The sequence below is a fragment of the Pseudomonas sp. FG36 genome (assembly GCF_057809275.1).
Map to the genome: position 1 here is coordinate 19,120 of NZ_JBMDJQ010000043.1, position 23,105 is coordinate 42,224.

At 63.9% G+C, this 23,105-nt stretch carries 19 protein-coding genes; 11 read left to right on the plus strand and 8 right to left on the minus strand.

The features are described 5' to 3' along the window. Window positions 1-241: 241 nt before the first annotated feature. Window positions 242-2,506 carry a putative bifunctional diguanylate cyclase/phosphodiesterase gene (locus tag ACODS9_RS23740; protein WP_489094904.1) on the plus strand — a complete coding sequence of 755 codons (2,265 nt, stop codon included), beginning with the start codon at window positions 242-244 and terminating at the stop codon, window positions 2,504-2,506. Here ACODS9_RS23740 and ACODS9_RS23745 read toward each other — a convergent pair. Beyond that, window positions 2,406-3,293 (minus strand): NAD(P)-dependent oxidoreductase, encoded by an 888-nt coding sequence (locus ACODS9_RS23745; RefSeq protein WP_489094905.1) that lies wholly within the window; start codon window positions 3,291-3,293, stop codon window positions 2,406-2,408. The two genes, ACODS9_RS23740 and ACODS9_RS23745, sit on opposite strands and share 101 nt — an antisense overlap. A 295-nt stretch (window positions 3,294-3,588) precedes the next feature. Here ACODS9_RS23745 and ACODS9_RS23750 point away from each other — a divergent pair, with 295 nt between their 5' ends. Further along, window positions 3,589-5,670 carry a hypothetical protein gene (locus ACODS9_RS23750; protein WP_371918144.1) on the plus strand — a complete coding sequence of 694 codons (2,082 nt, stop codon included), beginning with the start codon at window positions 3,589-3,591 and terminating at the stop codon, window positions 5,668-5,670. 160 nt (window positions 5,671-5,830) lie between these two features. Here the strand turns inward: ACODS9_RS23750 and ACODS9_RS23755 are convergent, their stop codons facing one another. Then, window positions 5,831-6,136: a DUF2288 domain-containing protein gene (locus ACODS9_RS23755; protein ID WP_046854488.1), complete on the minus strand. Its 306-nt coding sequence runs from the start codon at window positions 6,134-6,136 to the stop codon at window positions 5,831-5,833. Between the two features lie 360 nt (window positions 6,137-6,496). On the opposite strand from ACODS9_RS23755, the gene ACODS9_RS23760 reads away from it, so the two are divergent. The 7 genes from ACODS9_RS23760 (at window position 6,497) to ACODS9_RS23790 (ending at window position 14,008) form a co-directional block, all read left to right on the plus strand. After that, complete coding sequence (locus ACODS9_RS23760; RefSeq protein ID WP_489094906.1) at window positions 6,497-7,612, plus strand: branched-chain amino acid ABC transporter substrate-binding protein; 1,116 nt, start codon at window positions 6,497-6,499, stop codon at window positions 7,610-7,612. A gap of 237 nt (window positions 7,613-7,849) precedes the next feature. Beyond that, window positions 7,850-8,773, plus strand: a complete 924-nt coding sequence (gene livH / locus ACODS9_RS23765) for a high-affinity branched-chain amino acid ABC transporter permease LivH (RefSeq protein ID WP_046854487.1) — start codon at window positions 7,850-7,852, stop codon at window positions 8,771-8,773. After that, window positions 8,770-10,026 (plus strand): high-affinity branched-chain amino acid ABC transporter permease LivM, encoded by a 1,257-nt coding sequence (locus ACODS9_RS23770; RefSeq protein WP_046854486.1) that lies wholly within the window; start codon window positions 8,770-8,772, stop codon window positions 10,024-10,026. Before livH ends, ACODS9_RS23770 begins: the two co-directional genes overlap by 4 nt. Further along, window positions 10,023-10,790 (plus strand): high-affinity branched-chain amino acid ABC transporter ATP-binding protein LivG, encoded by a 768-nt coding sequence (gene livG / locus ACODS9_RS23775; protein WP_023631159.1) that lies wholly within the window; start codon window positions 10,023-10,025, stop codon window positions 10,788-10,790. The genes ACODS9_RS23770 and livG overlap by 4 nt, the downstream gene beginning before the upstream one ends. Next, window positions 10,791-11,492 (plus strand): ABC transporter ATP-binding protein, encoded by a 702-nt coding sequence (locus tag ACODS9_RS23780; RefSeq protein ID WP_023631160.1) that lies wholly within the window; start codon window positions 10,791-10,793, stop codon window positions 11,490-11,492. Window positions 11,493-11,613: 121 nt separating this feature from the next. Continuing rightward, window positions 11,614-12,291, plus strand: a complete 678-nt coding sequence (locus ACODS9_RS23785; protein ID WP_094012561.1) for a COG3650 family protein — start codon at window positions 11,614-11,616, stop codon at window positions 12,289-12,291. 103 nt (window positions 12,292-12,394) lie between these two features. Beyond that, window positions 12,395-14,008 (plus strand): NAD(P)/FAD-dependent oxidoreductase, encoded by a 1,614-nt coding sequence (locus tag ACODS9_RS23790; protein WP_046854483.1) that lies wholly within the window; start codon window positions 12,395-12,397, stop codon window positions 14,006-14,008. Between the two features lie 75 nt (window positions 14,009-14,083). On the opposite strand, the gene ACODS9_RS23795 is transcribed toward ACODS9_RS23790, so the two are convergent. After that, on the minus strand, window positions 14,084-14,548 hold the full coding sequence (locus tag ACODS9_RS23795) for an outer membrane lipoprotein (RefSeq protein WP_023632818.1): 465 nt from the start codon (window positions 14,546-14,548) through the stop codon (window positions 14,084-14,086). A 147-nt stretch (window positions 14,549-14,695) separates the two neighbouring features. On the opposite strand from ACODS9_RS23795, the gene ACODS9_RS23800 reads away from it, so the two are divergent. Further along, on the plus strand, window positions 14,696-14,926 hold the full coding sequence (locus ACODS9_RS23800; RefSeq protein ID WP_031316816.1) for a hypothetical protein: 231 nt from the start codon (window positions 14,696-14,698) through the stop codon (window positions 14,924-14,926). A gap of 30 nt (window positions 14,927-14,956) precedes the next feature. On the opposite strand, the gene pdxH is transcribed toward ACODS9_RS23800, so the two are convergent. The 5 genes from pdxH to dinG all read right to left on the minus strand — a co-directional run bounded on the left by pdxH (window position 14,957) and on the right by dinG (window position 22,385). Continuing rightward, the gene (gene pdxH, locus ACODS9_RS23805) at window positions 14,957-15,604 is read right to left on the minus strand and encodes a pyridoxamine 5'-phosphate oxidase (RefSeq protein WP_489094907.1); all 648 of its coding nucleotides are present in this window, start codon (window positions 15,602-15,604) and stop codon (window positions 14,957-14,959) included. A gap of 18 nt (window positions 15,605-15,622) precedes the next feature. Then, entirely contained in the window at window positions 15,623-16,600 is a 978-nt protein-coding gene (locus ACODS9_RS23810) for an OmpA family protein (RefSeq protein ID WP_401110800.1), read from the minus strand. 99 nt (window positions 16,601-16,699) lie between these two features. Then, window positions 16,700-17,845, minus strand: a complete 1,146-nt coding sequence (locus ACODS9_RS23815) for a serine hydrolase domain-containing protein (RefSeq protein WP_489094908.1) — start codon at window positions 17,843-17,845, stop codon at window positions 16,700-16,702. Between the two features lie 97 nt (window positions 17,846-17,942). After that, window positions 17,943-20,159 carry a beta-galactosidase gene (locus tag ACODS9_RS23820; RefSeq protein WP_489094909.1) on the minus strand — a complete coding sequence of 739 codons (2,217 nt, stop codon included), beginning with the start codon at window positions 20,157-20,159 and terminating at the stop codon, window positions 17,943-17,945. Between the two features lie 81 nt (window positions 20,160-20,240). Further along, window positions 20,241-22,385 (minus strand): ATP-dependent DNA helicase DinG, encoded by a 2,145-nt coding sequence (dinG, locus tag ACODS9_RS23825; RefSeq protein WP_046854477.1) that lies wholly within the window; start codon window positions 22,383-22,385, stop codon window positions 20,241-20,243. A 98-nt stretch (window positions 22,386-22,483) separates the two neighbouring features. Between dinG and ACODS9_RS23830 the strand changes: the two genes are divergently transcribed. Then, window positions 22,484-22,948, plus strand: coding sequence for a CopD family protein (locus ACODS9_RS23830; protein WP_139669320.1), 465 nt, complete (start codon window positions 22,484-22,486; stop codon window positions 22,946-22,948). Window positions 22,949-23,105 lie beyond the last annotated feature (157 nt).

Below are 23,105 nucleotides of genomic sequence, written 5' to 3' on the forward strand. Positions count from 1 at the left end.
CGCGGGGCAAGCCCGCTCCCACAATTCCGGCTCGGGATTGCAGGGAGCGGGCTTGCCCCGCGCTCGTTACGGCCGACAAACAATCCATTTAGACCATCTGGCTATTGCCTACATATCCAAATGGTAGAAATCAAATTGCCATTAATCAGGAAGGCTTAGGTACCCGTTCCTATACTCCAGCAGGAACAGTCTCCATCCGTGCTTTTTGGGGACGAGTGAAGACTCGACGAAGAGGCCTGCAATGGAGTGGCTGGGACTGCAATTGTTCGCCGAGCTGCCGGCGACCGGACAGATCATCCTCGACTGCCGACACAACCCCTTCCTGGTGCTGCTTGCCTTCATCGTGGCGAGCGCCGCCTGTTTCGCCACCCTGGACATGAGCGAACGCCAGAGCCAATGCGAAGACCGCTTCGCCCGTCGGCAATGGCGCGTGCTCGGTGCGTGCTGCCTGGCCGGGGGCATCTGGGCCATGCATTTCATCAGCATGCTGGCCTTCCAGGCGCCCCTGGAAATCCACTTCGACGCCCCGCTGACCGGCCTGTCACTGCTGGTGGCGCTGCTGGCTGCCTGGCTGGCGATGAACAGCCTCAACCGCAGTCAGATGCGCCTGCGCCACTACCTGCAGACCGCGCTGTTCATCGGCCTGGGCATCAGTGTCATGCACTACACCGGCATGGCCGCCATGCAGACCAGCGCCCTGCAGTACTACCAGACCGGCCTGCTGCTCGCCTCTGTCGGCATCGCCGTACTCACCAGCCTGGTGGCGCTGCTGATGGCGCGCTATTTCAACAAGGGCAGCGGCACCTTGCACCTGCTGCTCAAGTACGGTGCCAGCCTGTTGATGGCCGCAGGTATCGTCCTGACCCATTTCACCGGCATGGCGGCGATGACCCTGGTGATCCCCAGCGAGACCGCGCTGCGTCTGCCTTCGGCCGACAACAGCCTGCAACTGGCGCTGACCATTGCCGTCATCACCCTGCTGATCAGCGCTGGCAGCATCAGCGCGGCGCTGGCCGACAAGAAGCTGCAGAGCAAGGAGCACGACCTGCGCCGGGTCAACGTACTGCTCAGCCAGCTCGACCAGGCCCGCGCCTCGCTGCAGCAGGCCGCCCACTACGACGCCCTGACCAACCTGGTCAACCGCCGCGGCTTCAACCAGGTCTTCGCCGAGCGCCTGGCCGAGCAGGCCGCCCATGACGGCATGCTGGCGGTGATGTTCCTCGATATCGATCACTTCAAGCGGATCAACGACAGCCTCGGGCATGCCGCCGGCGACGAACTGCTCAAGGTGATCGCCGACCACATCAAGGCCGCTACCCGTGGCCAGGACCTGGTGGCCCGCTTCGGTGGCGACGAGTTCTGCATTGTCACCAGCCTCAACAGCCGCGACGAGGCGCGCCACCTGGCCCAGCGCATCATGCAGCGCATGAAGGAGCCGATCGACCTGGCGGGCCGGCGCATGGTGATGACCACCAGCATCGGCATCAGCATCTTCCCCGACGACGGCCAGAGCACCGAAGAACTGCTGAAGAACGCCGATCTGGCGCTCTACCAGTCCAAAGGCTGCGGGCGCAACAGCCTGAACTTCTTCAACAACGGCCTGAAGACCCGCGCCACCCTCGAGCTGCAACTGGAAGAAGAATTGCGCGTGGCGTTGTTCGAAGAGCGTGGCCTGTGCGTGCACTACCAGCCGATCTTCGACCTGCGCAGCGGCCAGGTGGCCAAGCTCGAGGCCCTGGTGCGCTGGCAACATCCACAGCATGGCCTGCTCAGCCCCGACCGTTTCATCTGTATTGCCGAAGCCAACGGCCTGATCGCCGAGCTGGACCTGTGGGTGCTGCGCCGGGCCTGTGAGGACCTGGCCCAGCTCAATCGTCACGGCTATGGCGATCTCAAGGTCACGGTGAACTGCTCGGCCCTCACCCTGGGCCGCGAGGAGTTGGCCACCGAGGTGGAAATGGCCTTGTTCCAGGCCGGCCTGGCGCCGCGCCAGCTGGAGCTGGAGGTCACCGAAAATGCCCTGATGGGCGACATCCACCACACCATCACCCTGCTCAAGCGCATCCGTGCCCAGGGCGTGGCGCTGTCGATCGATGATTTCGGCACCGGCTATTCATCGCTGGCCTACCTCAAGCGCCTGCCGCTGGACGTGCTGAAGATCGACCGCTCGTTCATCCAGGACGTGCCCGGCAGCCAGAAAGACCGCGAGATCGTCCAGGCGATCATCATCATGGCCCATACCCTGCACCTGAAAGTGGTCACCGAAGGCGTCGAGACTGTCGAGCAGCACGAATTCCTCGCCAGCCACGGCTGCGACTACCTGCAGGGTTACCTGCTCAGCCAGCCAGTGCCGCTGGCCGAGTTGCGGCCGATCCTCGAACGGCTCGACCGCCAGCCCGGCGAGCTCAGTCCTTGTTGCGATACAGCGTTACCAGGGTCGCCGGATCTTTTTGCAGATAACCCTGGCTACCGTGCAGGCGCATCAGTTGCGCGGCGAGGCCACTGAGCGGCGTCGCCGAACCCTGTTCGCGGGAAAATTTCACCGCGCTGTCGAGGTCCTTGAGCAAGGTGCGCACGTGCCACTTGACCGGCTCGAAGCGGCTTTCGGCCATTTGCGGGGCGAGGATCTGCAAGGGTTTCGAGTCGGCAAACCCGCCAGCCAGGGCCTCGGCGATCAGCCGCGCATCGACCCCTGACTGCTCGGCCAGCGCCACCACCTCGGCGATCACCAGCGCGTTGCAGGCCACGATCATCTGGTTGCACGCCTTGGTCACCTGGCCGGCCCCCACCGCGCCCATGTGTGTCACCCGCTGGCCCAGGGTCAACAGCACCGGCCGCGCCCGCTGCAGATCGCTCGCCTCGCCCCCGACCATGATCGCCAGGGTGCCGGCCTCGGCCCCTGGCGTGCCGCCGGACACCGGGGCATCGAGCCAGGCCATGCCGCACAGGGCCGCCAGCTCCGCCGCCATCTCGCGAGTGGCGGTCGGCTCGAGGCTGGAGAAGTCCACCAGCAGCTGACCGCTGCGCCCGCCACGGGCGATGCCCTGCTCACCGAACACCACTTCGCGCACCACCGCCGTGTCGGCCAGGCACAGCAGCACCATGTCCGCCACCTGGCACAGCTCGGCAGGGCTACCGGCCAGCTGGGCGCCGGCGGCAACCAGCTCGGCGCATTTGTCCGGGCTGCGGTTCCACACGGTCAGCGGATACCCCGCGGCCAGCAGCCGACGGCACATCGGCAGGCCCATCAGGCCGATCCCGGCAAACCCCAACGAAGGCAATGCAGTACTCATGAGCAACTCCAGATTAAAGAAGCGTGACAAACGGACGATGCAATGCGGGTACGAAGGGAAAAACCTTAGTCCGCCTAAGGAAACCCCCTATCGCACAAGAAAAAGACGCACTGATAAAGTCGCGAAATTTCTCCGTGATGGCTAGATGACATGCATCACCGGGAAGCCAACCACACCAGGCAAATGGCGCACTATGACCTCTACGAACACTTCTGCCAATGCGGCTCCCGAGCCGTCCCTCAGCACCACTTCGCTGACCGCCGGCAGTGCTCGAGACTTCCCCGCGACCCGCAGCATGCCGGCGCAACAGTACCTGTACTTCACCGAGCAGGACATCCAGCGCATCCTCGACAACCTCGACGGCCTGCGCGACCTGGTGTTCCCGCCCAACCTGCATGTCGAGGACGAGGACCAGCTGCGCCTGGAGCAGCAGTTCCCGTCGGTGTGCCTGATCGGCCTGGGTCGTTGCGGCTCGAACATCGCCCTGGATGTGGCGGAGCTGGTGTACAACGCCCGCACATTCTTCCTCAACGAGTACAACAACGAGGACCGCTTCAAGGGCGAAGCGGGCTACAGCCCGGCGCGCTGGATCCGCCAGAACCTGCGCCTGGTACAGAACAAGGCGGCCAAGCCGGTGTTTCTGGTCGAGCCGCTGGTGATGCTTGGCGACCTGGACAAGGACATCGCCGGGCGCATCCGCTTCTCGCGCAAGGGCGAGCGCGGCGGCTTCCTGCGCGACTACAGCAAGATGAAGATCATGGACCTGTCCGAGGTGCATGCCGGCGGCGCCGGCAACGCGCCGATACTCGGCCAGTACCTGGCCAAGATCATTCTCAACAAGGACACCCAGCGCTTCTCCAGCGCCGACTGGAAGCTGATCCACTCGTACCTGATCGATTCCTGCGGCATCAAGGCCAACCAGTCGCGCCTGTACTTCTACATCTTCAGCGCCGGCGGCGGCACCGGCTCGGGCATGGCCTCGGAATTCGGCCTGGCCCAGCAGTACTCGTACATGAACAAGACCTTCGATACCAAGCCGGCCGACGAGAACGACGGCAAGAGCGGGCATTCGTTCGTGTTCGAGCCGATCTTCACCAGCGGCATCTGCGTGCTGCCCAATGCCTCCGATCACCGCAGCGAAATGTCCGAAGCCCTGCATATCAACGCCGGGCGCCTGCTGTGCAAGTATCTGTCGGAGGAATGGGACTTCTCGTACAACTTCGACAATGAAGACAGCAGCGAAGCCAGCGTCATGGGGCGCATCCGCCCGTGGAACGCGATGATGCTGATCTCCAACGACATCATGCGCTACGCCGAGGAGAGCGACGACGGCACGATCCAGAACATCGACGTCAACGCCATGGAGAAGCACGCCAACCAGTACATCTCCCAGCAGATCTTCAACATCCTCACGGCGCAGGCGGTGACCACCGACTACGACCAGAACTACTTCCGCCGCGCCGGCATCGACATCGGCGAGACCATCCGCCTGGACGCCAACGACCTGTTCATGAGCCTGGCCGGCCCCGTGGCCATCGCCTATGCCGAGTCGGTGGTGCCGGAAGTGCCGCCGGCAGGGTCGGACAAGTTCAAGGTGTTCGAGCGTGAACAGCCGCGCCTGGACATCGACGACCTGTTCTTCCGCTCCATCGACCTGCCGCACTTCAACAAGCAGACCCAGGCCATCGAAGGCATCAGCCTGCTGCCGATCGAGTCGCGCCGCTACCGCGCCGCGCTGGAGCAGTACCAGGCCTCGGGCTACGACGCCGCGGCGCTGCACGACCTGCATTTCTTCAAGAACTGTTCGTCGGTGGTGTCGATCGTCTCACTGCCCAAGGACTACAAGCTGTCGTACATGGACCTGAACCGGCTCAAGACCCACCTCAACAGCCTGTTCCCCAACACCACGCTCAAGCGCTATGCGCTGGTGATCGGCGCCTCGGCCAACCTGTCGCTGACCACCCTGATCGCCAAGAGCCCGTGCCTGTCGGACGATTTCCTCACGCTGATCGTGGCGTTCATCAAGCGTTGCTTCGCGCGCAACCCGTACCGCTTCGACGACACCATGGACAATGCGATCCTCGAGTTCATCACCAGCGAGCACTTCGATGAAGACAGCATCGACGACCTGCTCAACGAGTTCGAGAACCCGGCGAAGATCCTCGACACCAACTGGTACGCGATCAAGCCGATGTACGAGAAGAAGTACCGCGAACTGATCAACGACAAGAGCCGCTTCGTCTCGATCAACGACATCCGCCTGTCGCGCGAGTGCGTGAAAAAGGCGGTGAAGTACCTGCGCGAGATCTTCCGCCACCGCATCGGCAAGACCCGGGTGATTTCGCTGAACAGCCATACCGGGCGTGTGGACTACTGATTCAGCTGGGGCCGCAAAGCGGCCCCATTTACGCATTCCGTAAACTGTTACCGCCCCGCCGAATCACCCCGCCACTGTTACCAACTTCCACCTTACGTGAGCGTCAATGCGCACCATTGCGGAGCGTTTGCGCGTTTTCACGCACTAAAAAAGCCCGCGCTTATTCCGCTTTCTTCGCCTGGATCACGATGAACGGCGAAACCACCACCGCCCAGATCTCTGGATCGCGGGTTTGCAGGTCGAGTGCCTGCTCGGCGGAGACCGGCCCGACAGTGCCATCATTGCGCCACTTGGCGAAGATCTCGCCGCGATTCTCGGCCATCGCCTCGGCAACGGCGATCAGGTCGAGGCTGGGGTCGACCCAAATCAGGTCACCCTTGGCCCAGAAACGCTCCAGGGCTTTCCACTCGATGACGGCAGTCTCGCCGAGCAGTTTGGCATAGAGGGTGCTTACTTGATCAGTCATGGGTTTTACCTGCGCAAAGATCGGCCAACAAAAAGGCCGGCATTTTTGCAGAAAAACCCGGTTTCAAATACGTAATTTGGTCGATCAGGCCCGAACTTGTGGGGGCGGGCTGGGAATACAGGCAAAGTGATGGCGCTTTTCTGTATCTTTATGTCGATCAAGCGACACCCCTTGAGACAGACGCTTTTCGCCCGCTTTTCAAGCGCTCGGACAGCGCTCTACACTGTACCGGTACAGTTCCGGGACATGTTCCGGGGGAAGGTGGGCTTACGGCATTGGCGTAGCCAGGCCGCGAATCCCGCCCGGTCTGTAGCCCTGGCCTCAGGACTATAAGAATTACAACAGAATGAGTGGAGCACTATGATCAAGATTTCCAAGCTGTTTGCCGCGATGGTTCTGGCCGGAGTCGCCAGCCATTCGTTTGCCGCCGACACCATCAAGATCGGCATCGCCGGTCCCAAGACCGGGCCGGTGACCCAGTACGGCGACATGCAGTTCGTTGGCGCCAAACAGGCCATCAAGGACATCAACGCCAAGGGCGGCGTCGATGGCAAGATGCTCGAAGCCAAGGAATACGACGACGCGTGCGACCCTAAACAGGCCGTGGCCGTCGCCAACAAAGTGGTCAACGATGGCGTCAAGTACGTGATCGGCCACCTGTGCTCCAGCTCCACCCAGCCTGCGTCCGACATCTACGAAGACGAAGGCGTGATCATGATCACCCCAGCCGCCACCTCCCCGGAAATCACCGCCCGTGGCTACAAGCTGATCTTCCGCACCATCGGCCTGGACAGCGCCCAGGGCCCGGCCGCCGGCAACTACATCGCCGACCACGTCAAGCCGAAGGTCGTTGCGGTGCTGCACGACAAGCAGCAGTACGGCGAAGGCATCGCCACCGCGGTCAAGACCACCCTGGAAGGCAAAGGCACCAAGGTCGCCGTCTTCGAAGGCCTGAACGCCGGTGACAAGGACTTCTCCTCGATCATCCAGAAACTCAAGCAGAACAACGTCGACTTCGTCTACTACGGCGGCTACCACCCGGAGCTGGGCCTGATCCTGCGCCAGGCACAAGAGAAAGGCCTGAAAGCCAAGTTCATGGGCCCGGAAGGCGTGGGTAACGACTCCATCTCGCAGATCGCCCAGGGCGCCTCCGAAGGCCTGCTGGTGACCCTGCCCAAGTCGTTCGACGCAGCACCTGAGAACAAGGCCATCGTCGACGCCATCAAGGCCGACGGCAAGGACCCAAGCGGTCCGTTCGTCTTCCCGGCCTACTCGGCTGTCGAACTGATCGCCCAAGGCATCAAGGCTGCCAAGTCCGAAGACACCGACAAGGTGGCTGCCGCCATCCACGCCGGTACCTTCAAGACCCCGACCGGCGACCTGTCCTACGATGAGAAAGGCGACCTGAAGGACTTCAAATTCGTGGTCTACGAATGGCACTTCGGCAAGCCGAAGACCGAAGTCTCCCCTCAGTAACTGCGTGACTAATAGCTGACCGAGAAGCCCACTGTGCGAGCAGTGGGCTTTGTTTTACGAGGTTCATGAACCTGATTCCCGTGATCCGGGAGCCGGTTCACCTGAAAATCTTAAAACCGTCACCCGCGGTTTCCTGGCCGTGCCCGCAAAAAGATCACGTGGCGAAGACCACGAGAACAAGGGGCCGGGGTCATCCCCCGCCAGAGAAATGCAAATCAGGTTTTTAGGAGCGCTGTAATGCCTGAGATCTACCATTTCCTACAACAACTGGTTAACGGATTGACCATCGGCAGTACCTACGCGCTGATCGCCATCGGTTACACGATGGTGTACGGCATCATCGGCATGATCAACTTCGCCCACGGCGAGGTGTACATGATCGGTTCCTACGTGGCCTTCATCGCCCTCGCCGGGCTGGCCATGATGGGCATCCACTCGTTGCCGATCCTGATGACCGTGGCCTTCGTCGCCACGATCTGCGTCACCAGTGCCTACGGCTACAGCATCGAACGGGTCGCCTACCGGCCGCTGCGCAACAGCAACCGGCTGATCCCGCTGATCTCCGCCATCGGCATGTCGATCTTCCTGCAGAACACCGTCCTGCTGTCACAGGACTCGAAAGACAAGTCCATCCCCAACCTGATCCCCGGCAGCTTCTCGTTCGGCCCGGGGGGCGCTGAGGAAGTGCTGGTCTCGTACATGCAGATCCTGGTGTTCGTGGTGACCCTCGTCGCCATGACCTGCCTGACCCTGTTCATCTCCCGTTCCCGCCTGGGGCGCGCCTGCCGCGCCTGCGCCGAGGACATCAAGATGGCCAACCTGCTGGGCATCAACACCAACAACATCATCGCCCTGACCTTCGTCATCGGTGCCGCGCTGGCGGCGGTGGCGGCCGTGCTGCTGAGCATGCAGTACGGAGTGATCAACCCCAACGCCGGTTTCCTGGTGGGCCTGAAGGCCTTCACCGCGGCGGTACTGGGCGGCATCGGCAGCATCCCGGGCGCCATGCTCGGCGGGCTGGTGCTGGGCGTGGCCGAAGCGTTCGGCGCCGACATCTTCGGCGACCAGTACAAGGACGTGGTGGCATTCGGTCTTTTGGTTCTTGTCCTGCTGTTCCGGCCGACCGGCATCCTGGGCCGCCCGGAGGTTGAAAAAGTATGAACAGAAATCTCAAACAGGCGTTCTTCAGCGCCTTGCTGGTCTGGGCCGTGGCCTTCCCGGTGCTGGGCCTGAAACTCAGCATCGATGGCATCAGCCTGGTGGTACATAGCCAGGGCTCGTTCACCATCGGCATCATCGCCGCGTGCTCGGTGCTGATGTTCCTGCGGGTCTTGTTCGACAAGCAGTGGAGCGCGGTGATGGGCCGCCGCTCGGACCGCAAGCTGGTACCGCCTTCGGTGAGCAACTTCCTGACCCTGCCGAAAACCCAGCGCTGGGTGATCATGGGCCTGATCGTCGCCGCCCTGATCTGGCCGTTCTTCGGCTCCCGCGGCGCAGTCGACATCGCCACGCTGATCCTGATCTACGTGTTGCTGGGCCTGGGCCTGAACATCGTGGTGGGCCTTGCGGGCCTGCTCGACCTGGGTTACGTAGGTTTCTACGCCGTCGGCGCCTACAGCTACGCGATGCTCTCGCACTATCTGGGCTGGAGCTTCTGGGTGTGCCTGCCGATCGCCGGCCTGATGGCCGCGACCTTCGGCTTCCTGCTCGGCTTCCCGGTGCTGCGCCTGCGCGGTGACTACCTGGCGATCGTGACCCTGGGCTTCGGCGAGATCATCCGCCTGTTCCTGCGTAACCTCACCGACTGGACCGGCGGCCCCAACGGCATCAGCAACATCCCCAAGCCGGAGTTCTTCGGCCTGACCTTCGAGCGCCGCGCTGCCGAGGGGATGCAGACCTTCCACGAGTTCTTCGGGCTGGAATACAACTCGATCAACAAGGTCATCTTCCTCTACCTGGTCGCCCTGCTGCTGGCCCTGCTGGCGCTGTTCGTGATCAACCGCCTGCTGCGCATGCCGATTGGCCGTGCCTGGGAAGCGCTGCGTGAAGACGAGATCGCCTGCCGCGCGCTGGGCCTGAACCCTACCGTGATCAAGCTCTCGGCGTTCACCCTGGGTGCCTGCTTCGCCGGTTTCGCCGGCAGCTTCTTCGCCGCCCGCCAGGGCCTGGTGACACCGGAGTCGTTCACCTTCATCGAGTCGGCGATCATCCTCGCCATCGTCGTGTTGGGGGGCATGGGTTCGCAGTTGGGCGTGATTCTCGCGGCCATCGTGATGATCCTGCTGCCGGAGATGATGCGTGAGTTCAGCGAATACCGGATGCTGATGTTCGGTGCGCTGATGGTGTTGATGATGATCTGGCGTCCGCAGGGCCTGCTGCCCATGCAACGTCCGCACATGGAGCTGCCTCGATGAGCCGCGAAATTCTGCAAGTCAGCGGCCTGAGCATGCGCTTTGGCGGCTTGTTGGCGGTCAACGGCGTGGCCCTGACCGTCAAGGAAAAACAGGTGGTGGCACTGATCGGCCCGAACGGCGCCGGCAAGACCACCGTGTTCAACTGCCTGACCGGCTTCTACAAGCCCAGCGGCGGCACCATCCTGCTCGACGGCCAGCCGATCCAGGGCCTGGCCGGCCATCAGATCGCCCGCAAGGGCGTGGTGCGAACCTTCCAGAACGTGCGCCTGTTCAAGGAAATGACCGCGCTGGAAAACCTGCTGATCGCCCAGCACCGCCACCTCAACACCAACTTCTTCGCCGGCCTGTTCAAGACCCCGAGCTTCCGCCGCAGCGAGAAGGAGGCCATGGAGCGCGCCCAGTACTGGCTGGAGAAGGTCAACCTGACCGAGTTCGCCAACCGTACCGCCGGCACCCTGGCCTACGGCCAGCAACGGCGCCTGGAAATCGCCCGCTGCATGATGACCCAACCGCGGATCATCATGCTCGACGAACCGGCCGCCGGTCTGAACCCCAAGGAGACCGAGGACCTCAAGGCCCTCATCGCCTACCTGCGCGAATCGCACAACGTGACCGTGCTGCTGATCGAGCACGACATGAAGCTGGTGATGAGCATTTCCGACCACATCGTGGTGATCAACCAGGGCACGCCCCTGGCCGACGGCACGCCGGAAGAGATTCGCGGCAACCCTGATGTGATCAAGGCCTACCTGGGGGAGGCGTAAATGCTGAAGTTCGAGAACGTTTCCACCTTCTACGGCAAGATCCAGGCGCTGCACAGCGTCAACGTCGAGATCAACCAGGGCGAGATCGTCACCCTGATCGGCGCCAACGGCGCCGGCAAGTCGACACTGCTGATGACCTTGTGCGGCTCGCCCCAGGCGAGCAGCGGCAGCATCAAGTACCTGGGCGAGGAACTGGTCGGCCAGCCGTCGTCGCACATCATGCGCAAGAGCATCGCGGTAGTGCCGGAAGGCCGCCGCGTGTTCGCCCGCCTGACCGTCGAGGAAAACCTGGCCATGGGCGGCTTCTTCACCAACAAGGGCGACTACCAAGAGCAGTTGGACAAGGTCCTGCAACTGTTCCCGCGCCTGAAGGAGCGTTACATCCAGCGTGGTGGCACCATGTCCGGTGGCGAGCAGCAGATGCTGGCCATCGGCCGGGCACTGATGAGCAAGCCCAAGCTGCTGTTGCTCGACGAACCTTCGCTGGGCCTGGCGCCGATCATCATCCAGCAGATCTTCGACATCATCGAACAGCTGCGCCGCGATGGCGTGACCGTGTTCCTGGTGGAGCAGAACGCCAACCAGGCACTGAAGATCGCCGACCGCGCCTATGTGCTGGAGAACGGCAAGGTGGTGATGCAGGGTACCGGTGAAGCGTTGCTGACCGACCCGAAGGTACGCGATGCGTACCTCGGGGGTTGAATGATCAAAGGGCCTTCGGGCCCTTTTTTCTTGCGCCGCGATGAGGCCGTGCCTCTTGTAGAGGCCCGGCAGGCTCGGTAACGTGACCGGCACTTTTTGCCCGAACACCGGAGCCCGCCTGATGCGCCTCACCCCTTCCCTGCTGCTCACCGCCCTGCTGCCGCTGTTCGCAGGCTGCCAGATGCTGGCCGAAAAACCGGTCGACCCGAACCTGGGCACTACCCGCCTGCAAGGCGAACTGAGCGCGGCCGGCGGCCATCTGCTGTTCAAACCCTGCAACGAAAGCCGCCGCTTCATCGTCAACGACGCAGCCAGCACCGGCATCCTGCAAGAGGCCGCCACCCTGGCCGACGACGCCGGTGACAAGCTGTTCGCCGATGTCCGCGCGCGCATGGCCGGCAGCAAACAGGCAGGCAGCGACGGCCAGCTCGACGTGACCCGCCTGTACCGCCTCGACACCTCCGAATACCGTGGCTGCGAAGACCCCAACTTCAAGCAGTTGACCCTGCGCGCCGGCGGTCACGAGCCAGACTGGGACATCAAGGCCAGCGGCAAGGGCATGGTGCTCAACCGCATCGGCCAGGAGCCGTTGCCATTGCCTTACCTGGAAGAAGCGCTGCCCGGCGGCGGCCTGAGCCTGTCCAGCGAGGCCAACGGCCAGCGTGTCGAACTGTGGGTCGCGCCACAGCGCTGCGTCGACGGCGCCACCGGCGCCATCCGCCACCTCAAGGCCGAGCTGCGCATCGACGGCAAGACCCTGCAGGGCTGCGCCTACTACGGCGGCGCCCGCGACCTCTGATCACCGGGTGCTTTTATCCTGCCAGTCGGGGCGGCTAACAGCTTATACTTGGCGGTTTGTGTAAAGCCGCCGGCCGCCCATGGCCGGGATACTGGACCCTGCCATGCTACGAATCACCGAACTGAAGCTGCCCCTGGACCACTCCGACGACGAGCTGCGCGCCGCCATCGTCCAGCGCCTGGGCATCAGCGATGAGCAACTGCTCGGCTTCACCCTGTTCAAGCGCAGCTACGATGCGCGCAAGAAGAACAGCGAGCTGCTGTTCATCTACACCATCGACCTTGAAACCAGCAACGAAGACGAGCTGCTGCGCCGCTTCGAAGGCGACGCCAAGATCGGCGTGGCCCCGGACGTCAGCTACAAGTTCGTCGGCCAGGCCCCGGCCGAGCTGCCTGCGCGCCCGATCGTGGTCGGCTTCGGCCCTTGCGGCATCTTCGCCGGGCTGCTGCTGGCGCAGATGGGTTTCAAGCCGATCGTGCTCGAGCGCGGTAAAGAGGTGCGCCAGCGTACCAAGGACACCTGGGGCCTGTGGCGCAAGAGCGTGCTCAACCCCGAATCCAACGTACAGTTCGGCGAAGGCGGCGCCGGGACCTTCTCCGACGGCAAGCTGTACAGCCAGATCAAGGACCCTAACCACCACGGTCGCAAGGTGCTGGAAGAGTTCGTCAAGGCCGGTGCGCCCGACGAGATTCTCTACATCAACAAACCGCACATCGGTACCTTCCGCCTGACCAGCATGGTCGAGAAGATGCGCGAGGAAATCATCACCCTGGGCGGCGAGGTGCGCTTCGAGCAGAAGGTCACCGACCTGCTGGTGGACGGCGAGCAGCTCACCGGCGTGGTGCTGCAGAGCGGTGAACAGCTGCACTCGCGCCATGTGGTGCTGGCCCTGGGGCACAGCGCCCGAGACACCTTCCGCATGCTCCACGCCAAGGGTGTGTTCATGGAGGCCAAGCCGTTCTCGGTCGGTTTCCGTATCGAGCACCCGCAGTCGCTGATCGACAAGGCGCGCCTGGGCAAGTACGCCGGCCACCCGAAACTCGGCGCCGCCGACTACAAGCTGGTGCACCACGCCAAGAACGGTCGTTCGGTCTACAGCTTCTGCATGTGCCCGGGCGGCACCGTGGTCGCCGCCACCAGCGAGCCTGGCCGCGTGGTCACCAATGGCATGAGCCAGTACTCGCGCAATGAGCGCAACGCCAACTCTGGCATCGTTGTCGGTATCGACCCCGAGCGCGACTACCCGGGTGGCCCGCTGGCCGGTATCGAGCTGCAGGAGCGCCTGGAAGCCCATGCCTACGTGATGGGCGGCAGCAACTACCAGGCACCGGCGCAATTGGTCGGTGACTTCGTCGCCGGGCGCCCGTCCACCGCGCTGGGCAGCGTCGAGCCGTCGTACAAACCGGGCGTGACCCTGGGCGACCTGGCACCAAGCCTGCCGGACTTCGCCATCGAGGCGATCCGTGAAGCACTGCCGGCCTTCGACCGCCAGATCAAGGGCTACAACCTGCACGACGCGGTGCTGACCGGCATCGAAACCCGCACCTCGTCGCCACTGCGCATCACCCGTGACGCCAGCTTCCAGAGCCTCAACCTCAAGGGTCTGTTCCCGGCAGGTGAAGGCGCAGGCTACGCCGGTGGCATCCTGTCTGCCGGTGTCGACGGAATTCGCATCGCCGAAGCGGTGGCACGGGATATCCTCGGGCTGAACGACTAACCCGATCGTCTTTCGCAGGCAAAAAGAAACCCCGACACGGCCAAGCCGGTCGGGGTTTTCTTTTCAAGCGTGCTGTTAGTGCGTGACGCGGCTGGTGCCGTCGACAGTCATGATGCGAACACGCTCACCCACACGGAAGATCTCGTTCTGCTGCACTTGCTGCACGTAGGCGCGCATGCTGCCGTCGTCTTCACGCACGGTGATCTCGACACCCTGGGTACGGGTCAGGCCTTCTTCGGCGGCGGAGCCTGCCAAGCCACCGGCCACGGCACCGATCACCGCCGCGACGATGCTGCCACGGCCTCCACCGACGGCACTGCCGGCGACACCACCGACAATGGCGCCAGCGCCGCCACCGATTGGCGTCTTGGTGCCTTCGATCTTCACCGGACGCAGGGATTCGATGGTGCCCATGCGCACGGTCTGCACGCGGCGGGCCTCATCACGGGAGTAGCTGTCGCCGGTCAGCGACGATTGGCAGCCGCCCAGCAGCAGCGACACGGTGGTGAAGCTGGCCAGCAGCAAAGCGGATTTACGCATGGGGACAATCTCCATAAGACAGGTGTCCATTAGACTCCGCGCCTTGACAAGTGTCACGGCGCAAACGTTATAAAATTGTTTTCATTCAGCTCAGGTACAGCCGTTGCTGGCTGATTTGCGGGCCTACAGGTGAGACCAAGGATAGCCATGGATTACTTCATCGTCGTCGTCGTGACGGTCGCCGGGCTGTATTTTCACGGGTGGCTGTATGTGCGCATGCGTCGCTGGATGGACCGGGACCTGGCGCTGTCGCTGGCCGGGGAGGATCCGGCGAAGCAGGACTTCATGCTCAAGTTGCTGGAGCGGGCGCGGGTGGAGAAGGTGCGGCGCAAGGAGTTGGCGGCGTGGCTGGAGCGGGAAGCGGCGGGGTATCGTTGATGATGGGGCCGCGTCGCGGCCCCATACTTGTCAGGGCGCCAGTCGCTCGCGCGCCCACTGGCCATCGACCAGGCGGTAGTTCAGGCGGTCATGCAAGCGGCTCGCCCGCCCCTGCCAGAACTCGATGCGCTCGGGCAGCAAGCGGTAACCGCCCCAATGCTCCGGGCAATGCGGCTGGCTGTCGGAAAAACGCGCCTCGGTGGCCTTGACCAGGCCTTCCAGCTCCTCGCGATCGGCAATCACCCGGCTCTGCGGCGACGCCCAGGCCCCCAGCCGGCTGCCCAGCGGACGCACCTGGTAATAGTCGTCCGACTCCTTGGCCGTGACCTTCTCCACCCGCCCCTCGATCCGCACCTGGCGCTCCAGCGCCGGCCAGAAGAAGGTCATCGCCGCATGAGGGTTGGCCGCAATGTGCTGGCCCTTGGCACTTTCATAGTTGGTGAAAAAGGTAAAACCGCGTGCGTCCAGCGCCTTGAGCAGCAACACCCGGCAATGCGGACGCCCCTCGGCATCAACGGTGGCCAGGGTCATGGCGTTGGCTTCCACCGGTAGCTGCTCGGTCTTCACCGCATCGGCGAACCAGTGGTGGAACAGCGCGAACGGCTCCCCGGGAGCCTGGGCTTCGGCCAGGCCATCACGGGTGTAGTCGCGGCGCATATCGGCCAGGGATTGGGTCATGCTGCGTTTCCTTGACGATCAGTTGGTCTTCGCAGGGCTGTTGGCGGCGACTTTCTTGTCGGTGGCAGCCTTCTTCGCGGCTGGCTTGGCCGCAGCGGCTTTCTTCTTGGCGGTGGTGCTGGCCTTGGCCGGCGCCTTGGCTTTGGCGGCAGGTTTCTTCGCAGCCGGCTTGGCGGCGGCCTTGGCGACAGGCTTGGCGGCCGGGGCCTTGGCGTCCTGGGTGGCAACCATCGCCGCCGGAGCCGGCGCCGGGGCGGCCTGCTGGTACTTGGCGAGCAATGCGACCATGGTGTTCTGCGGGGTCAGCAGCAGCTCGACACGGCGGTTCAAGGCACGGCCTTCGGCGCTGTCGTTGGCGGCACGCGGCATCACCGCGCCCATGCCCTTGAGCATCAGGCGGTCGCGCTGCAGGCCGCTGAGACGGAAGATCGCCGACACCGAAGCGGCGCGCTCGAGGCTGAGCTTCTGGTTGGCAGTCGTGGCGCCACTGGTGTCGGCGTGGCCGAGGATCAGCACAGCGGTCTTGGTATCGGTCTCGATGACCTTGGCGACCTGAGTGATCGGGCCAAGGGTTGCGGGCAGCAGCATGTTCGGGCGATCAGGGTTGTAGGAGCTGTCGACCGGGATGGTCACCGCCAGCAAATCCTCGCGGCGCTCCAGCTCGAACTTGCTGCCCTTGATCGCTTCGCGGACCTTCGGCTCGTACTGGTCGAGCCAGGCCTGCGTGGCCTTGTGGTCGATCTTCGGCACCGCCGCGACCGTGTCCTTTTTCTCATCGCTGCCGAACGGCCACCACCAGCGGCTGCCGCTTTCGGACTTGGCGTCGGCCTTGGCCACGTTCTCGACGACGGCCTCCTTCACTTCCTTGTCAGCGACCTTGTCCGAACCAAATGGCCACCAGTTCAGGCCACCGTCCTTTGCGGCGTCCGGGGAGTGGCTGGCGCAACCGGTCATGGCCAGGCACAGGGCGAGTGCTAAGGTTTTATGTGAAGACATCAGCGATACACCATGAAATAGAAAGAAATTTTGCCCATACGCTTCAGGCGTTGGCATTGAGGATAGTCAAAGGGACCTGGCAATACCCGCGTTACCCGATCAAAGGCAACTGCCAAGTACCCGCACCAGTTTCTGCGCGCGGGGATCCATCAGCACGTAGGGGCCGAGGGTATTGGTGACGAAGCCGAAGGCCACGTCATGTTCGGGGTCGGCGAAACCGACCGAGCCACCGGCGCCGGGGTGACCGAAGGCACGTGCGCCAAGGCCGAAGGTGGCGTTGGCAACCTCCGGCTGGTCGAGCATGCAACCCAGGCCGAAACGGGTCTGGGTGAGCAGGGTGCGGTCCTGGCCGAGGCTGTGCTCGCGGGTCAGCTCGTCAAGCAGTTCGGATTCGAGCAGGCTGCCGTCGAGCAGGCCGGCATAGAAGCCCGCCAGGCTGCGGGCATTGCCATGGCCATTGGCCGCCGGCTGCTGCATGCGCCGCCATTCGGGCTTGTTGGTGCTGGTGAGAATCGCCGGCGGGTTGGTGAAAGCCCGGGTGGACAAGGCCTCGGGCTCGCGCATCGTCACCTGCAGCAGGCGCTGGGCGGCGGCATCGCCAGGGTTGCCCTTGCCGCGGGCGATATGCGCCACGCGGTGGAATTCTTCATCTGCCAGGCCGACGTGGAAGTCCAGGCCCAGCGGCTTGGCGGTGCGGGCGACGATGGAGTCGCCCGGACCACGGCCATCGGCACGGCGGATCAATTCGCCAATCAGCCAGCCGTAGGTGATCGCCGCGTACCCGTGTTCGCTGCCGGGCGTCCACCAGGGCGTTTCAGCGGCGAGGGCATCGACCATGGCCTGCCAGTCATACAGGGCTTCGGCCGGCAGCAGCTCACGGATGGCCGGCAGGCCGGCGCGGTGGCTGAGCAGTTGGCGCAGGGTGACCTGGTCCTTGCCGGCCTGGGCGAACTCCGGCCAGTAGCGCGCCACCGGCGCATCGAGGGCGAGCTTGCCCTCGCCCACCAGTTGCAGGGCGGTGACGGCGGTAAAGGTCTTGGTGCAGGAGAACAGGTTGGCGATGGTGTCGCTGTGCCAGGCCTCGCGACCATCCTTGTCGGCACTGCCGGCCCACAGGTCGACCACGGTTTCTCCGCCGACCTGGATGCACAACGCGGCACCACGTTCCTGGGGATCCTCGAACAACGCGGCGAAAGCATCGCGCACCGCCTCGAACTTCAGCTCATAGTGACCCTGGATCTGCACCCGACTACCTCTCTTTACTGCCTGGCTTGCAAAGGGGTGCATTGTTTCAGTAGTTGGGCGATTTGCCTACTGAAGATGGCTGGGTGGTTATCCGGAACTACGGCTTGTCCAACGCAGCGCGCAAATGCCCAAGGGCTTGAAGGTTGCTGCGGCGTACCGCCTCGATGAACCCCGCATAGGGCACATCGGTGACAGCGACCAGGCCAAGATGACCGTTCTCGCCATCGAGCAGGCGCCCGCTGGCGGGTTGATCGAGGTACTGGAACCAGTGCGCTCCGACGATCATCGGCTGGGCCATGGCCGCCTTGAGGAAGTTGGCATAGGCCGGGCCACGGTCTTCCTCGCGGGCCACTTCCAGCGGGCCGGGCCAGAAAGGGCCGCGGTCACGTGAACCGAACTGGAATTCCGAGACCAACACGGGCTTGTCGAGCTCGGCCAGGCGGGTGAAGTCGTAGCCGTCGTCGGGCTTCAAGGTATAGAAGTTGAAGCTCAGCACATCACAGAACTCGGCGCAGGCCTTCACCGCCTCGGGGGTGCTGACCGCGTAGCGGCCACCGAGCAGCAGATGGTTGGGCGCATGCCATTTCAGCGCATCGGAAATGGTCTTGAAATAGGTTTCGGCAAACACCTGCTGGAAGTACTGGTAGTCGCGCTCGATTTCCGGATGCTCCGGGTTGGGCAATGGCGCCTCGAACCCCGGGTCTTCCATCAGTTCCCAAGCGGTCAGCTCAATACCCCAGGCCTTCGACAGCCCCTGCTGGTTGCGGTACTTGTCGCGCAGTTGCTTGAGGAAAGCACGCTTGGCCGGCACATCGGTGGTCAGGCGCAAGGTGCCGTAGGCCAGGCCATAGCGCGCCTTGGGGTCGTCCCCCGGCGCGGCCCAGGCCAGTTCGTTGTCGGCGAAGTAACCGATCAGCCAAGGGTCGTCGCGGTGATCGCGGGCAGCAATGGCCACGGCACGCTCGGTGGCCATGGCGAAACGCGGGTCGAACGGATCGGGCATGCGCCCCCACCAGTCCATGCCGGTGCTGATGCTGGCGTAGTCACCGACGATCGACAGCGGCAAGGTGTACGGCAAGCGCTTGGCTTGCCCGAGCGAAGCATCGCTCCAGTTGCCAAGGGTGTTGAAGCCCCAGGCCTGCAGGCGATCCAGGGTATGACCCTGCCAACGCTGGGCGTCCAGCACCGCCACCGGGCACGCCACCTCTCCCTGCGGGCAAGGCTTGCCATAGGTGCGCTGAAGATTGGCCGCGTAGAAGTCGAACCAGCGCCCCTGCTTGAAGCCACGGCCTTGGGACGACGCATTGCCGTCATCGTTGTTGCCTTCGCCATAGAAGGCACTCAGGGTGTCGCCTTCTCCCGGCAAGGCTTTGAACATGCCCTCACGGCCGGCGACATAGGTGCGCCCGCCATCGGCGGCGACGGCATTGACGCCGAGCGAATAGAACGGATGCCCTTCCGGCGTCACCAGGTACCAGCGTCCGTCGCGTTTCTCGGTACGGAAGAAACCCTTGGCTTCGAACGCAGGCCCCTCCAGCAGGCCGCCATAGGTGTCCAGTTTTAGCTTGTCGCGCTCGGCCAGCCAGCCCTTGAGCTGTGCCTGTTCACGGCTGTCGGCAGCCTTGAGTTGCTCGTCGTTGACGATTTTCTCCGGCCAGCGGCCACGGGTCGATTGCCCATAGCCATCGATCAGCTCGGCGTAGGCGACCTTGAACGCCTGATCGTCATCCTGCAGGCCGACCTTCTCGATCAACAGGCTCTGCGCCACCTTGGGGCCGGGGATGCTCAAGCTGACCGAGGTGATTTGGGCCAGGTCGGCTGCTCCTTCGCTGCTGGTCAGCAACAGGCGCTGGCCTTCGTAGGTCCAGGGCATCGGCGGCCCGGCGCGCATGCCCTGGCTCAGTGGTGAACGGGCCTTGAGCGGAATCATCACGGTCTGCGCAGGCCCGGCCGGCAGGTCGATGCGGCTGGTGAGCGTGCGTCCGTCGCTGCTTTGCACCACCACATCAACGGTCAGCGCCCAATCCATGCCGCTCTGCAGGCGCAGGGTCAGCGCCTGGCCGGCAGACCAGTCCCACGCCCCGCTCTGCGGCGCGAGGCGCAGTGTCGGCTGCGCCACCGGGTTGAACACCACGCGCCGCAACACCTCGCCTTCGGCTGTCTGTTCCGCGTTGTACTGCGGCAGGCTGGTGTCCTGGGTGATGACATTCACCACCGAGGCCGGGCGCACGAAGCTGAACAGAGTCTGCTGCCCGGCCAGCAAAGGCGCACTGAACAACACGGAGAACACGACAGGCAAGGCGCGGCGGATCATGGGGCGGTGGCTCTCCTTCGGAGCCCGTCATGGGCTCGCAATCGAGTAATGGACAACGGGTTGTGCGTGTTGCTCCGGCAGTCAGCCGATTTCCCGTCGGAAAGGTGGCAGCGCGTTGAGAATAGCCTTGCCATAGCGTTGCGTGACCAGACGGCGGTCAAGCAAGGTAATCACACCACGGTCCTGCTCGGTACGCAGCAGCCGGCCGCAGGCCTGGATGAGGCGCAGCGAGGCGTCGGGCACGGCGATTTCCATGAACGGATTGCCGCCACGGGCTTCGATCCATTCGGCCAGCGCGGCCTCGACCGGATCGTCCGGCACCGCGAAGGGGATCTTGGCGATCACCACATGCTCGCAATAGGCGCCCGGCAGGTCGACACCCTCGGCGAAGCTGGCCAGGCCGAACAGCACGCTGTGCTGGCCGTCGTCGACCCGCGCCTTGTGCTTGTTCAGGGTTTCCTGCTTGGACAGGTTGCCCTGGATCAGCACCAGCTTGCGCCAGTCGCGGTCCAGGCCGTCGAACACGTCCTGCATCTGTTTGCGCGAGGAGAACAGCACCAGCGCGCCGCGGGCGTCCTCGACGATGGCTGGCAGCTCGCGAATGATCGCCGCGGTGTGCGCCGTGGCGTCGCGCGGATCGGCACCCAGGTCGGGCACCCGCAGCAGCCCGGCGTCACCATGCACGAACGGGCTGGGCACCACGCACTGCACCGCGTCGCGTGGCAGGCCCGAACGCATGCGGAAGCGGTCGAACTTGCCCAGCGCAGTGAGCGTCGCCGAGGTCACCAGGGCGCCATAGGCGACGTTCCACAGGCTCTTGCGCAGCATCTCGGCAGCCAGGATGGGGCTGGCGTTGACCTCGATATCGAACAGCGCGCCGCTTTCGGCCAGGGTCAGCCAACGGGCCATGGGCGGGTTGTCTTCGGGGTCTTCCGCAGTAAAGGCGGTCCACAGCTCCCAGTTGCCCTGGGCACGGGTCACCAGGCTGCCGAACAGCGGGTACCACTCCTCGGCCTGGTGGCTGGCGATACCGATGTTGTTCTCGCCGTCCATGCCTTCCTTGAGCAGGTCGGCCAGGCGGGTGAACAGGTCGTTGAGGCGGGCGAAGCCTTTCTTGAGCTCGATGCCCACTTCACGGATCTGCTCCGGTACCACGCCGCCCTCGAAGCGATAGCGCGGGCGGTCGCGGCCTTCCATGTCCTCGCCGGCGCGGAAGTCCGCCACCTGCTCGCACAGGGTGAACATGAACTGCTGCTGGGTACGCACCTCGCGGGCCAGCTCCGGCACCTGCTCGATGTACTTGCCGAGGTCGCCCGGCAGTGGATGCTGGGCCAGCAGTTTGGTCAGGTTCTTGGCGGTCTGCTCCAGCCAGTCGGCGGTGGAGCGCAGCCGCGAATAATGGGCGAAATGGCCGATGGCCTTGTCCGGCAGGTGGTGGCCTTCGTCGAACACGTACATGGTGTCGCGCGGGTCGGGCAGCACGGCGCCACCGCCAAGTGCCAGGTCGGCCAGGACCATGTCGTGGTTGGTGACGATCACGTCGACCTTGCCCATGCCTTCACGGGCCTTGTAGAACACGCACTGCTGGAAGTTCGGGCAATGGCGGCCGGTGCACTGGCTGTGGTCGGTGGTCAGGCGCGCCCAGTCCTGGTCCTCGATGGCCTCCGACCAGCTGTCTCGATCGCCGTCCCAGCGGTTGCCGGCGAGCTTCTCGATCATGCTGTTGAACAGCTTCTGGCTGCGCTCGTCGACCTCGATGCGAAAGCCCTCCTCCTCGAACAGCTGGGCGGTGGCCGACTGGGCGTGGCCTTCCTGCAGCAGGACGTCGAGCTTGGACAGGCACAGGTAACGGCCACGGCCCTTGGCCAGGGCGAAGCTGAAGTTCAGCCCGCTGTTGCGCATCAGGTCGGGCAGGTCCTTGAAGACGATCTGCTCCTGCAGCGCCACGGTCGCGGTGGCGATCACCAGGCGCTTGCCGGCGGCCTTGGCGGCGGGGATCGCGGCCAGGCTGTAGGCGACGGTCTTGCCGGTACCGGTACCGGCCTCGACGGCAACCACCGCGGGCTCGCCGGCACGGCGGCCTTCATCGTCGCTGGCGATGTCGCCGAGCACCTTGGCCACTTCGGCGATCATCAGGCGCTGGCCGTAACGCGGCTTGAGGCTTTTGGCTTCGAGGAAACGCGAGTAGGCGCCCTGGATGGTGGCTTTGAGTTCGTTGCTGATCATGGTCTGCAGGCGCCCGGAGGGCTGGATATATTTTCAGTGTTTCGCATGGGCCGGCTATCATACCCCGCTATTGCCCTTTGTGCCGCATGGAGATCCGGATGCTTGCCTTTGCCCTGCCCTACACCTTGCATGTCCTGGCCGCCCTCGTCTGGGTCGGCGGGATGTTCTTCGCCTGGCTGGTGCTGCGGCCGGCCACGGTTGCAGCGCTGGAAGGGCCTGCGCGGCTGCGATTGTGGGTGGAGGTTTTCCAGCGGTTCTTCAGATGGGTCTGGCTGGCGGTGGCGGTGCTAGCTGTCAGCGGGGTCGGCATGATCCACCTGCGGTTTGCCGGGTTCGAGACCGCGCCTCGTTATGTGCAGGTGATGATTGGCGGGGGGATTGTCATGTTTGCGTTGTTCATGCGGGTTCAGGGGTTGTTGTTGCCTGAGCTGCGTGCGGCGGTGGAGGCTGGGGATTGGGCTTCGGGGGCTGGGGTGCTGGGGCGGATTCGGCGGTTGGTTGGGGTTAATTTGTTGATTGGGGTTGTGGTGGTGGGGGTGGCTAGTTCGCGGGTTTTGGTTTGAGGGGTTTGGTTTGGGTTTGGGTTTGGGTTTGGCTTGAGAGATTGTTTTGGTAGTTGTAAGCACATTCGTAGACGATATCGACATTTAGTCACCATTTCGCCTTTACGTGAACTGACCCCCGAAAGTTGGACACCTGATCCCCAACCGGAGGGTGTTC